This is a genomic window from Planktotalea sp. (assembly GCF_039984035.1).
Lineage (GTDB): Bacteria > Pseudomonadota > Alphaproteobacteria > Rhodobacterales > Rhodobacteraceae > Planktotalea.
Map to the genome: position 1 here is coordinate 1 of NZ_JBDWVM010000216.1, position 12,298 is coordinate 12,298.

The 12,298-nt window shown below is 54.6% G+C and carries 11 protein-coding genes; 9 read left to right on the forward strand and 2 right to left on the reverse strand.

Annotation, left to right across the window (positions count from 1 at the left end; genetic code table 11):
• The 7 genes from ABJQ89_RS09940 to ABJQ89_RS09970 all read left to right on the forward strand — a co-directional run.
• Positions 1-570 (forward strand): FAD-dependent oxidoreductase (locus ABJQ89_RS09940; RefSeq protein WP_348496088.1); only part of this gene is annotated, 570 nt, incomplete at its 5' end.
• On the forward strand, positions 567-764 hold the full coding sequence (locus ABJQ89_RS09945) for a hypothetical protein (RefSeq protein ID WP_348496089.1): 198 nt from the start codon (positions 567-569) through the stop codon (positions 762-764). The genes ABJQ89_RS09940 and ABJQ89_RS09945, both read left to right, overlap by 4 nt.
• A 129-nt stretch (positions 765-893) precedes the next feature.
• Positions 894-1,223, forward strand: a complete 330-nt coding sequence (locus ABJQ89_RS09950; protein ID WP_348496090.1) for a sarcosine oxidase subunit delta — start codon at positions 894-896, stop codon at positions 1,221-1,223.
• Positions 1,220-4,237, forward strand: coding sequence for a sarcosine oxidase subunit alpha family protein (locus ABJQ89_RS09955; RefSeq protein ID WP_348496091.1), 3,018 nt, complete (start codon positions 1,220-1,222; stop codon positions 4,235-4,237). Before ABJQ89_RS09950 ends, ABJQ89_RS09955 begins: the two co-directional genes overlap by 4 nt.
• On the forward strand, positions 4,230-4,796 hold the full coding sequence (locus ABJQ89_RS09960) for a sarcosine oxidase subunit gamma family protein (RefSeq protein WP_348496092.1): 567 nt from the start codon (positions 4,230-4,232) through the stop codon (positions 4,794-4,796). Before ABJQ89_RS09955 ends, ABJQ89_RS09960 begins: the two co-directional genes overlap by 8 nt.
• 89 nt (positions 4,797-4,885) lie before the next feature.
• Positions 4,886-5,299 carry a hypothetical protein gene (locus ABJQ89_RS09965; RefSeq protein ID WP_348496093.1) on the forward strand — a complete coding sequence of 138 codons (414 nt, stop codon included), beginning with the start codon at positions 4,886-4,888 and terminating at the stop codon, positions 5,297-5,299.
• 107 nt (positions 5,300-5,406) lie between these two features.
• Positions 5,407-6,006 (forward strand): superoxide dismutase, encoded by a 600-nt coding sequence (locus ABJQ89_RS09970; RefSeq protein WP_348496094.1) that lies wholly within the window; start codon positions 5,407-5,409, stop codon positions 6,004-6,006.
• Between the two features lie 84 nt (positions 6,007-6,090).
• On the opposite strand, the gene ABJQ89_RS09975 is transcribed toward ABJQ89_RS09970, so the two are convergent.
• On the reverse strand, positions 6,091-6,630 hold the full coding sequence (locus ABJQ89_RS09975; RefSeq protein WP_348496095.1) for a TIGR00730 family Rossman fold protein: 540 nt from the start codon (positions 6,628-6,630) through the stop codon (positions 6,091-6,093).
• 99 nt (positions 6,631-6,729) lie between these two features.
• Between ABJQ89_RS09975 and ABJQ89_RS09980 the strand changes: the two genes are divergently transcribed.
• Complete coding sequence (locus ABJQ89_RS09980; protein ID WP_348496096.1) at positions 6,730-8,361, forward strand: LysM peptidoglycan-binding domain-containing protein; 1,632 nt, start codon at positions 6,730-6,732, stop codon at positions 8,359-8,361.
• A gap of 63 nt (positions 8,362-8,424) precedes the next feature.
• Complete coding sequence (locus ABJQ89_RS09985) at positions 8,425-10,239, forward strand: ABC transporter ATP-binding protein/permease (protein ID WP_348496097.1); 1,815 nt, start codon at positions 8,425-8,427, stop codon at positions 10,237-10,239.
• Positions 10,240-10,281: 42 nt separating this feature from the next.
• On the opposite strand, the gene ABJQ89_RS09990 is transcribed toward ABJQ89_RS09985, so the two are convergent.
• The coding region (locus tag ABJQ89_RS09990; RefSeq protein ID WP_348496098.1) for an efflux RND transporter permease subunit at positions 10,282-12,298 on the reverse strand (2,017 nt) is incomplete at its 5' end.

The following is a 12,298-nucleotide window of genomic DNA, read 5'->3' on the forward strand; positions in this document are numbered from 1 at the left end:
GCGATTGATTGCGACAAGCTCGGCGGCGTTGTGGCGGGGCACTCAAGCGTGCTGGCCGAAATGGCGGGTTTCCGTCTGCCGATGGAAAGCGTCGCCTTGCAAGCGCTGGTGTCAGAGCCGATCAAACCCGCGATGGACATCGTGGTTATGGCCAACACGGTACACGGCTATCTGTCGCAATCCGACAAGGGTGAAATGGTCATTGGCGGAGGCACGGACGGTTATAACAACTACACGCAGCGGGGTTCGTTCCATCACGTGGAAGAAACCGTACGCGCGCTGATCGAAACCTTCCCGATGCTATCGCGCCTTAAAATGCTACGCCAATGGGGCGGGATCGTGGATGTGACAGGGGATCGCTCGCCTATTCTGTCTAAGACACCTGTAGAAGGCATGTTCATGAACTGTGGTTGGGGCACGGGTGGTTTCAAGGCCATTCCGGGGTCTGGCTGGGCCATGGCTGAACTGATGGCGAAGGGAGCTTCGCCGCTGACCGAAGAGTTCTCAATGTGGCGCTTCAAAGAAGGCAAGTTCATCGATGAGAGCGTTGCTGCGGGGGTGGCGCATTGATCGAATTGAAAACACGGATAGTAGGAATAGTGATAGGCTTGATTGTTGGCCTACTCGTGGGTGGCGGAACAGGAATTGTGGGTGGAGCATTTGGCGGCATTCCTGGATTTTGGGTGTTCTTCCTTATCGGAGGGGTACTAGGTTGGTATGTTTCTGTTGATGTTTTGAAGCTTTATCGAAAATTAAAAAGGTGATTGGGTTGTTTTCTAAGCGATGTTTTGGCGCGGCAACGCCGCGCAGCGCCCGATCCGCCCCCACGGGCGGGCGCTTCTCGCCCACCCTCGGATCGGGCACCACGACAATTTTGAGCGGGAGTTCTTTAAATGCTCATTCTTAAATGTCCTGTCTGCGGCGTCACAGGCGAAGAAACGGAATTCCATGCAGGGGGCGAGGCGCATCTCAAGCGGCACGCGATGGGATCCACGGATGATCAATTCGAAGAGTACCTGTTCATGCGTGAAAACCCCAAGGGCGTGCATTTCGAACGCTGGCGTCACAACAACGGCTGTGGCAAGTGGTTTCACGCCGCGCGCTGCACGCAGACGCTAGAGATTTTCGGCACCTATAGCGCACAAACGCTAGAGCCACCCAAAGAGATCATCGAGGCGATCAGCGCCAAACGACCGGGTTGGTCGTGGAGGAATTTCTCATGAGCACACGTTTGAAACAGGGCGGTCGATTTACGAACGGCGGCGCGCAGCTCTCTTTTGATTTTAACGGTAAGCAGCTTAAGGGCGTAGAGGGCGACACGCTTGCCTCTGCCTTGTTGGCCAATGATCAGATGCTTATTGGGCGCTCGTTCAAATACCACCGTCCGCGCGGCATTGTGGCGAGCGGGGGCGAGGAGCCAAACGCGCTCTTTAACATGGGCTATACGGATGATTTTGAGCCGAACCAACGCGCCACGGTGACAGAGCTGTTTGACGGTCTGAAGATCGCCAGCCAAAACCATTGGCCGAGCCTTGAGTTCGATGTGGGGGCGATCAACAAATACCTGTCACGCTTCCTGCCTGCGGGTTTTTATTACAAGATGTTCATCCATCCGCGCCCCTTGTGGAAGCATGTGTATGAACCCTTCATTCGCCACTCTGCCGGTCTTGGCAAAGCGCCGCGCGCGGAGGATCGCGATAAAGATACCTATGAGCATTTCTATCATTTCACCGATGTGATGGTGATCGGCGGCGGTATCGCAGGTTTGCAGGCTGCGAAAGCGGCAGCGCTGTCTGGTGTGCGTGTCCTGTTGGTCGAGCAAACGGCCCATTGGGGTGGCCGCGCCCCTGTGGATGGCGGTGAAGTCGATGGAACGCCGATTACGGAAGTGATTGATACGTTGGTGGCCGAGCTTGAGGCAATGGACAATGTGACCATGCGCACCCGCTTGATGGGTGCTGGTGTCTATGACCACGGCTATGTGCTCGGTTATGAGCGTCTGCGCGATCATTGCCCTGAAGAGGCGGGGCCGCGTCATCGTTTGTGGCGTATTCGGGCAGGACAGATCATCACGGCGACAGGCGCGATTGAGCGGCCCATCAGCTTTGCGGGCAATGATATTCCGGGTGTTATGCTCGCCTCTGCCGTGCGCGATTATGCGGTGAATTATGGGGTCTCTGTTGGCGATCGCACGATTGTTGTAACCAACAACGATGATGCCTATCGCACGGCGATCACGATGAAGGGTTTGGGCCTTGATGTTCCGTGCATCATTGATGCGAGGGTAGGTGGTGCTGGTGCGCTCGGTGATGAGGCGCGCGCGCTTGGCATTCGGGTTGAAACCGGCAAAGGCATCGCCAAGGTCAAAGGCGGCAAGCGCGTGACGGGCGTTGTCATGTGCTCGCAAGTTGGCGAAGGCGCGATGGTCGAGGAATTCGAATGCGACGCTGTTGCCATGTCTGGCGGCTGGTCGCCCGTGGTGCATCTGTGGTCCCATTGCGGTGGCAAGCTAACGTGGGATGAGCAGCAATCGCACTTCCGCCCCGACAGCGAACGCCCCCCTTTGGGCGCGACTGGCGAGGGTTTCGTGAGCGTTGCAGGCAGCGCGAATGGCCATATGCAACTGGCTGAACTGATTGGCGATGCGCATGGCGCGGGCCTTGCGGCAGCGAAAGCGGTTGGCGGCGCATCGGTGAAATCGAAGTTCCCAGAAGGAACGCCGACAGCAGAAAATCCGGTGGAGCCTGTGTGGCTCATGCCGCAAGGCGCAGGCATTGACTTGCGCGCCAAAGCATGGCTCGATTTCCAGAACGACGTCAAAGTGTCTGATGTTCAACTAGCCGCGCAAGAAGGCTTTGAAAGCGTTGAGCATGCCAAACGTTACACGACTTTGGGTATGGCGACGGATCAAGGTAAGTTGAGCAATATCAATGGCCTTGCGATCCTTTCTGATGCTTTGGGTCAACCTATTCCACAAACGGGAACAACAACTTTCCGCCCCCCTTATACGCCGATTTCTATGGGCGCGATTGGCGGCGAAGCGCGTGGTAAGGTGTTCCAACCTTTGCGCAAAACACCGCTTTATGAGTGGAGCGATACGCATGGCTCTGATTGGGAACCTGTTGGCGCTTGGCGTCGTCCGTTTGCGTATTTGCAGCCGGGGGAAAGCCTGCACGACGCGGTCAACCGCGAGGTAAAAAACACGCGTGAGAACCTTGGGCTGCTGGATGCTTCAACGCTGGGCAAGCTGGTCGTGAAGGGGCCTGACGCGGGCAAGTTTCTCGATATGCTCTACACCAATATGATGAGCACACTGAAGCCGGGCAAATGTCGTTATGGTTTGATGTGTAATGAGAACGGCTTCCTGATCGATGACGGCGTAGTTGCGCGCATCGATGAGGACACTTTCCTGTGCCACACCACGACCGGCGGCGCGGACACGATCCATGGCCATATGGAAGAGTGGCTGCAAACCGAATGGTGGGACTGGAATGTTTACGTGGCCAATGTCACCGAACAGTTCGCACAGATCGCGGTTGTTGGTCCGAATGCGCGTAAGGTGCTGGAAAAGCTTGGCGGCATGGATGTTTCCAAAGAAGCGCTTGGCTTCATGGAATGGGCGGATGGCACGATTGGCGGTTATGACGCGCGGGTCTATCGTATCTCCTTCTCTGGCGAGCTCAGCTATGAAATCGCGGTGCCTGCGAGCCAAGGTTTGGCGTTCTGGGAAGCACTGGTTGAGGCTGGTGCAGAATTCGGCGCGATGCCCTATGGCACGGAAACGCTGCACATTCTGCGCGCTGAGAAGGGCTTCATCATGATCGGCGATGAAACTGACGGCACAGTCATTCCGCAGGATCTCAACTTGCAATGGGCGCTTTCAAAGAAGAAAGAGGATTACTTGGGCAAACGTGCGCATCTGCGCTCGCATATGGCGGATCCGACACGTTGGAAGCTGGTGGGTCTTGAGACGCTCGACAAATCGGTGCTGCCAGATGGCGCTTATGCTGTCGAAGACGGCGTCAATGCCAATGGTCAACGCAATATGTTCGGGCGTGTGACCTCGACCTATTATTCGGCCAATTTGGAACGGGGCATTGCCATGGGCTTGGTTAAGAACGGGCCGGATCGCATGGGCGAAGTGATCGATTTTCCGAAGGTCGATGGCACGATTATTAAAGCGAAAATCGTTGATCCGGTGATTTACGATGCAGAAGGAGCGAAGCAAAATGTCTAATGTTGTAAGTGCTTTGCAAGGCGCGTCCTTTGATGATGGCATCGCAAAAGTCGAAGAAATGGGGCTGCTGGGGATGATCACTCTGCGCGGTGATTTCGCAGATAAAAAGCTGATCAAAGCCGTTAAGAAAATTGCAGGCGGCATGCCAGATCAGCGCGTGATCGTTGAAAAGAACGGTCAAAGCGCGGCTTGGATGAGCCCGGATGAGCTGCTGCTGATAGTGCCCCATGCTGAGGCTGCAGGCGTAGCCGAAGGTTTGAATGCATCGCTACAAGGCACCCATTTCTTGGCGGTCAATGTGTCCGACGCACGCGCGGTGTTTGATGTCTCTGGTCCACATGCACGCTCTGTCATGGCCAAGCTGGCACCGGTCGATTTCGCTGAAGGCGCTTTCGAAGCAGGTGTGATCCGACGCTCGCGTTTGGCGCAAATTCCCGCTGCGTTTTGGATGACGCAAGATGGCGCTTTCCGCGTGGTTTGTTTCCGCTCTGTGGCCAAATATGCCTTTGACGTGCTTTGCGTTGCCGCTCAAAAAGGGTCAGAGGTGAGTGCCTCCTAAAAGTGTGTTTTTACACTTTAGACTTGTAAGTGCGGCTTTATACCCCCACATAGCTGTTATATTTAACAGCAAGATTAAGGGGTTGCGTGGTGAATAAAGGAATTGGGCTGATAGCGGCGTTGGCAGCGTCTTTGGGAACCTCAGCAATGGCTGCTGAAACGTGGCGTTGTGAATTGCCTACGGAAGAAATCACCAGTTTTGTTGGCGGTCCACTCGCGTTTTCGATCAACGATGATGGCAAATCCGCTGTCGTCAATAGCCCAATGATTATGGGATTTGTCAAAGCGCCAGTTGAAATTGATATCAAACGCAATGATGAAAAAGTCTTTCGCGCGGCTTGGTACATCAAGAATATCAAGAACGACAAAGGCTTTACGATCCCGACACTGCGCTATTCTGCCGTTCTTCAGAAAGCGACGGGGCGCTTCGATTACTATTTGAGATCGCCCCAAGCTGGGGATGGTCGCGGGGCCGCTGGAAAGTGCAGTCGAGTAAAGCAATAACGCTTTTCCACGCAATTTTTCACTGAATAATACGCGCCAGCCCTTGACCTCGGGGGCATTGCGCACTCTATCTGCCGTAGCATTTCCTAAATAGAAGGGCCTTCAAAATGGCATTCGAACTTCCCGCACTTCCGTACGCACATGACGCTCTGGCTGACCTTGGCATGTCCAAAGAGACGCTCGAATACCACCACGATCTGCACCACAACGCTTATGTCACAAACGGCAACAAGCTGATCGAAGGCACCGAGTGGGCGGACAAGTCTCTCGAAGAGATCATCACAGGCACATACGATGCAAATGCAGTTGCGCAAAACGGCATCTTCAACAACATCTCCCAACTCTGGAACCACAACCAGTTCTGGGAAATGATGGGCCCTGGCAAATCTGCAATGCCATCCGAGCTGGAAAAAGCGCTTGCTGAAAGCTTTGGTTCTGTCGACGCATTCAAAGAAGCATTCGCAGCAGCGGGCGCAGGTCAGTTCGGTTCTGGCTGGTGCTGGCTCGTGAAAAACGCGGACGGCACTTTGGCTGTGACGAAAACAGAAAACGGTGTGAACCCGCTTTGCTTCGGTCAAACAGCGCTTTTGGGCTGTGACGTTTGGGAGCATTCCTACTACATCGATTTCCGCAACAAACGCCCTGCGTACCTGTCCAACTTCATGGACAACCTCGTGAACTGGGAAAATGTTGCGTCCCGTCTGTGAGCTGACGCCAGCTTGCTCGACTGAGTAGCGAAAAAAGCCATTAAACGCGCTGTCTGACAGGATCAGGCAGCGCGTTTTCGTTTTTTATTTAAGAAGTGTTAGCGCCGCTTCGGGTGTGTCGGCCACTTTGAAGAACGACTTCACACTCTCTTTGGCAAAGCCTTGCGCGATGACATGATCCAATAGCGCGAGCAGGGGATCCCAGTAGCCGTTGATATTTACCAACACGATGGGTTTGCTGTGCAGCTCGAGCTGCGCCCAAGTGAGGACTTCAAAGAATTCATCAAGCGATCCTGCGCCGCCGGGCAGAACGGCGATGGCGTCGGAGTTCATGAACATGACCTTCTTTCGCTCATGCATATTTTCGGTCACGATATAGCTGGTGAGATCGGTCTTACCGACTTCCCAGTTGACCAAATGCTGCGGGATCACACCAAAGGTATCCGCGCCGCCAGTTTGCGCCGCCCGCGCGACGCGCCCCATCAGGCCCACATCGCCAGCGCCGTAAACCAGCCGCATGTCTTTGGCCGCAATAAGCGCGCCGAGTTCGGTTGCGGCGGCGCCATAGACTGGGTCGATGCCATCAGATGCCCCACAAAACACGCAGATTGACCGTTTCGTCATGATTTCTCTTTACCTTTTCGTGTTTTGACCGTGGTTATGGAGTTTGCTATACACGTTCAAAGTCGGCGGCAAAAGCACGCTATGGGGAGACGGGTTAAAATGAGTAAACTTGCATTCCTGTCCTCTGGGTCAGGCATCGCAGCAAGCGGTGGTGTGGTGATTGGCGTTGTTGCGCTTGTTGCATATTCTAGCGGCGTTTTTGATCCCAAAGCACCACTTGAAACGCCTGTCGCGGTGGTTGCGCAGGACAGCGCTGAGCCGACCATCGAAGACCTTCTTCCGAACTCAAAAGATGATGTGGTTGTCGCTGAGCCCGAAACTCAAGCACCCAGCTTTGACGTAGTGCGTGTGGAAACAAGCGGCGCTGCGATGATTGCTGGTAGCGCAGAGGCTGGCAGCTCCGTCGCGATCCGCGTCGACAATGAAGTGATTGCAGAGGTCAAAGCGGATTCCTCTGGAAAGTTCGCAAGTTTCGTGGATTTGCCAAAAAGCGCGGATGCGCAGGTCTTAACGCTAGACACGGACGGCGGCGAGGCGAGCGAAGAGCAGGTCATCGTGATGCCGTCAGCGGAAGTAGCTGAGCCAGAAGTGGCACCGGTTGAGATCGCGGAGACGCAAGAAAAGGTTGAAACTGTTGAAACTGTTGAAACGGCAGAGGTCGTCGAAGCCGTAGAAAATGTTGAAATCGCTGAAGATACAACGACCACTGTTGAACCGGTCGAGATCGTTGTTGAGGAAGTCGTCGCAAGAATCGAAGCTTCTGAAGAAGAAGTGACAAGCGCAGCGGAAGTTGCCCTCGAAACGAGCGAAGACGTTGTGGACGTTATAGCTGATGCTGGCGCCTCTGTTGTTGAAACAGTGAAAGAAGAGGTTGCGGAGGCCAGCGCAAGTGTTGTTGAAAACGCTACAGAAAGCGTCGCGGCTGTGGTCAATTCTATCGCAACGATCGAAACGACCCAAGACACTACGACCACTGAAGATGTGATCGCCTTGGCTGATGTCGGTGACGTCGAGCCTGTGGTTGAAGCCGTGCAAGCGCCCGTCGAACCCGAAAGCGTTGTAGCCGCGCCAGAGGCTGCACCCGAAGTTGAAGCCGCCGCCCAAGAGGTCGTCGCCGCCATTCAACCAGAGCCCTCAGTCGAACCTATAGAACCCGTCGCAGAACCAGTTGCCAAAGTTGAGCCAGTGGTTGAAACGCCCGCCGCGCCGACAGTTTTGATCGCAAGCGAAGATGGTGTGCGTGTCTTGCAATCAGCAAATGCCCCGAAACCCGAAGCGCTGACCTCTTTGCTTGGCGCGATTTCTTATGATGACAGCGGTGACGTTGCTTTGACAGGCAGTGCGGGCGGAGAGTTTGTACGTGTTTACCTCGACAATCGCCCCATCGCTGTGTCGCAGATTGCGGCCAACGGGGATTGGCAGGCGGGACTACCATCTGTGGATACGGGCGTTTACACGTTGCGGGTCGATGAGTTGAATGAAGCAGGCGATGTGGTCGCACGCGTGGAAACGCCGTTCAAACGCGAAGCGCCTGAAGTTTTGGCCGCGGCCACGTCACAGGAAAAACCGCTGCAGGCGATTACTGTGCAACCTGGCGCCACGCTTTGGGCGATTGCGCGGGATCGTTATGGAAGCGGCACGCTTTTTGCGCGCGTTTTCGAAGCGAACTCCGACACGATCAAAGACCCAAATTTAATCTATCCTGGGCAGGTCTTTAAGATTCCAGACTAGAGCACTGGTCATTCGCTATCTGCGTGATTAGGTGTTGTTTCCACATTACAGGAGGCTGCACCCATGAGACGACTTGACCCTACGGATGCAGCGCTTTCAAAGGATCAGAAAATCTCGGGCTGGCGTACTATTCGCCGTGTCGCGCCTTTTTTGTGGCCGGAAGACAAGCTTTGGGTGAAACAGCGGGTCGTTATTGCCCTCGCCATGCTCCTCTTTGCAAAGGTCATCGCAGTCCTGACGCCGCTTTTATATAAGCGCGCGGTTGATGCATTGTCCGATGCAGGGGCGCCTGATCTGGCAATTGGCGCAGTGGGACTAACGGTGGCCTACGGGCTGGCGCGTCTCATGTCCAATGGCTTTCAACAGTTGCGCGATGCGGTGTTTGCCAAAGTGGGCCAGAGCGCTTTGCGCGCCTTAGCGCTGCAAACCTTTGAACATATTCACCGCCTGTCCATGCGCTATCATATCGGCCGAAAGACGGGCGGTCTGAGCCGGATCATGGAACGCGGCGTGAAGGGCGTCGAATTCTTGCTGCGCTTCTTGCTGTTCTCTATTGGGCCATTGGTGCTTGAGCTGCTCATGATCGCGGGCATTTTGTTTTTCTTGTTTGATGTCTGGTACTTGGCAGCAGTGTTCGTAACGATTGCCTTCTATATCTGGTTCACCTTCGCGGTCACAGAATGGCGGGTGAAGCTACGCAAACAGATGAACGATCAGGACACTGACGCCAATCAAAAGGCGATTGATAGTCTGCTCAATTTCGAAACGGTCAAATATTTCGGTGCCGAAGAACGCGAGGCGCGGCGCTATGACGGCGCGATGGCGCTGTATCAGGAAGCGGCCTTAAAGACCTCATATTCACTGGCTTTTCTGAACTTTGGCCAATCGTTTCTTATTACATCTGGCCTTGTCGTGGTCATGGTTCTTGCTGCAATGGGCGTGCAAGCTGGCACGCTCACTGTCGGTGATTTCGTGATGGTGAATGCCTATATGATCCAGATCACGATGCCTTTGAATTTCCTCGGTACGGTTTACCGCGAAATTCGTCAGGCGTTGGTGGATATGGGGGAAATGTTCGATTTGCTGGAACAACCACCTGAAGTCGCCAACAAAGAGGGTGCCAAGGCTCTTGAGGTCAAAGGCGGGCATGTTGCTTTGAAGGGCGTACACTTTGGCTATGACAAGGAACGCCCCATTCTAAAAGGGATTGATCTGGATGTGCCTGCCGGTCAGAACGTGGCGATTGTCGGTCCCTCAGGATCGGGTAAATCCACGATCGGGCGTCTATTGTTCCGCTTCTATGATGTGACGGACGGGGCGTTGTTGATTGATGATCAAGACGTGCGCGACGTGACGCAAACCAGTTTGCATGATGCGATTGGCGTGGTGCCGCAGGACACTGTGCTGTTCAACGACACCATTCGCTACAACATCGCTTACGGCAAAGACGGCGCAAGCCATAGCGAGATTGAAGAAGCGGCGCGCGCGGCACAAATCCACGATTTTATTGTGGGACTGCCGGATGGCTATGAAACGACCGTGGGCGAGCGTGGCTTGAAACTGTCGGGCGGTGAAAAACAGCGGGTTGGCATTGCGCGGACCTTGCTCAAGAATCCGCCCATTTTGCTGCTGGACGAGGCGACCTCCGCCTTGGATTCAGGGACAGAGCATGAGATCCAAGATGCCTTGGCGCTCGCGGCTGAGGGACGCACGGTGATCACTATCGCGCACCGTTTGTCGACGATTGCGGATGCAGATCAGATCGTTGTGCTGGCAGATGGGCAGATTGCGGAGAAGGGCTCTCATGCGGAGCTTCTGGCGTTGTCAGGACGCTATGCCGGTCTGTGGCACCGTCAGCAATCCGAAGACGCGGCCTGAGAAAGAGGTAAGGTGCGTGATACCACGCACCTTACGTGAGCTTTACTCTGCCGCTTTGAGCGGTGTGGCACTGACGAGCATCGGCGCTGGCTCTGCTTCCGGTGCGAGCGTGTCGGTCAGGATTTCATCTTCATCCCAAAGCAACATCGGCATTTTCACGCGGCGCGCTTCGCGCTGCAGAGCCCAGTCCTTGGCAGCCTGACTAGACCGACCGAATGAGAGCTTTGCCAGCAGACGTGCGATCAAATGCAGATAGGTTGTTGCCCAGACACGCAAGGCCAACATGGACGGCGTAAACACCAGCGTTAGAACCGTCGCAATGCCGAGACCGAAGACAACTGCGGTTGCGAGCTGCTTCCACCAGAGCGACGTCGGGCTGTCGATTGAGAAACCACCGCCGATGAAGTCGAGGCTAAGACCGAACATCATTGGAGCGAGGCCCGCCATTGTCGTGATGGTCGTCAGCAGAACAGGGCGAATACGATCCTCTGCTGTGCGCACGATGGCCTCAAGACGTGGCATATAGCGCGAATATTCTTGGTAGGTATCGATCAGAACAATGTTGTTGTTCACCACGATCCCTGCAAGCGCCACGATGCCTGTACCTGTCATGATGATAGAGAAGGCCTGACCCATCACCAGCATTCCGATCAGAACACCTGCTGTGGACAAAACGACTGCAAGCAAAACCAGAACCGAGTTGTAGAAGCTGTTGAACTGCGCGAGTAGAATGATGAACATTAAGCCAAGCGCACCTGCAAACGCGTTTTGCAAGAAAGCTCCGGATTCTGCCTGATCTTCTTGATCGCCGGTCCATTCAGCCTCGATCCCGATAGGGAAAGGCTTCGTATCGAGCCATTCCGTCAATACTGCGATACGTTCGTTCGCATTGATTGCAACCTCGGTCACTTCACCATCTTCATTGGTCACTTCTGTAAACAATTCAGTTGCAACCGCGGCCTTGATGTCAAAATAACGCTTCTGATCGATACGGTTGATTTCAGCCAGTTTCTGAACGGGCTTACGCGTTGTGAAGTTTGCGAGCGGAACCAACCCATCTTGGGTGCGTACTTTGAGCGAATCCAATGTGCTCAAGACTCGCGCATCTTCTGGAAAACGTACACGGATTTCGATCTCTTCATCCGAGCTTTCGACGCGCATCGTATCAAGCAGAATACCGCGCGTGACCAGCTGAACCATACCGCCGACCGTCGCCACATCCGCGCCGTAGCGACCCGCTTTTTCGACATCGACGTCAATCTGCCAATCAATACCGGGGAGGGGGCGTGTGTCTTCGATCAGTGTCAGACCTTCGGTTTCTTCAAACTTCGCACGGGCGATGGCCGTTGCTGCGATCAGATCATCCCAGTTCTCTCCCTTAAGGCGCAGATGAACTGGCTTGCCAGAGGCAGGGCCACGCGATTGCGCGAGGATTTCGATATCGATCCCGGGGATCAGCTTGAGTTGCTCAGTGAGCTCGCTGATGACCACATCGCCGTCAAGTTCTGGCTGATCTGCCCGCTCTTCCCAAGGGATGGTCTCAAGCTGGATTTGACCGATGGTATCTTTCGGCTGGCTCGAGCCTGATGCATCCGTGTTCAAACCACCTTCGCCCGCAAAGGCAAATGCGGTCTGCACGCCGGGGTGGCGCAAGACGACGGCTTCGGCCTTGGCAACAAGAGCATCTTTTTCGCCAAGCGACAGGTTACCCCGTGCCAGCACGTAGACAATCGCCTGCTCGGGTTCGCTTTCTACGAAGAATTCAACGCCATTATTGTTTTCACCAAAGTAGGAGAAGGTTGACATCACAAAGAAGAACACAGCGCCGATTGACACCAATGGCATCACAGGATTGCCGGTGATCGCTTTTATGAACCAACCGAACAAAGTGCGGCGATGGCCTGCTTTAATGTTCTTTCTACGACGTTCAATTTTTGCTGCACCTAGTGTCACAGACGATGCAAACGCGCCGAAGAAGAAGAGAGCAACGCCTGGCAAGATCGCAACAAAGCCTTCGGCAATGGCTTGACCACCGAACAAATAGCCGGGGTTCAAGACC

What these genes read in the sequence shown, in the direction of transcription:
- ABJQ89_RS09975 (WP_348496095.1), bottom strand. Translation starts at nt 6,630, where the DNA reads ATGACGAAACGGTCAATCTGCGTGTTTTGTGGGGCATCTGATGGCATC.
- ABJQ89_RS09955 (WP_348496091.1), top strand. Translation starts at nt 1,220, where the DNA reads ATGAGCACACGTTTGAAACAGGGCGGTCGATTTACGAACGGCGGCGCG.
- ABJQ89_RS09960 (WP_348496092.1), top strand. Translation starts at nt 4,230, where the DNA reads ATGTCTAATGTTGTAAGTGCTTTGCAAGGCGCGTCCTTTGATGATGGC.
- ABJQ89_RS09970 (WP_348496094.1), top strand. Translation starts at nt 5,407, where the DNA reads ATGGCATTCGAACTTCCCGCACTTCCGTACGCACATGACGCTCTGGCT.
- ABJQ89_RS09985 (WP_348496097.1), top strand. Translation starts at nt 8,425, where the DNA reads ATGAGACGACTTGACCCTACGGATGCAGCGCTTTCAAAGGATCAGAAA.
- ABJQ89_RS09950 (WP_348496090.1), top strand. Translation starts at nt 894, where the DNA reads ATGCTCATTCTTAAATGTCCTGTCTGCGGCGTCACAGGCGAAGAAACG.
- ABJQ89_RS09980 (WP_348496096.1), top strand. Translation starts at nt 6,730, where the DNA reads ATGAGTAAACTTGCATTCCTGTCCTCTGGGTCAGGCATCGCAGCAAGC.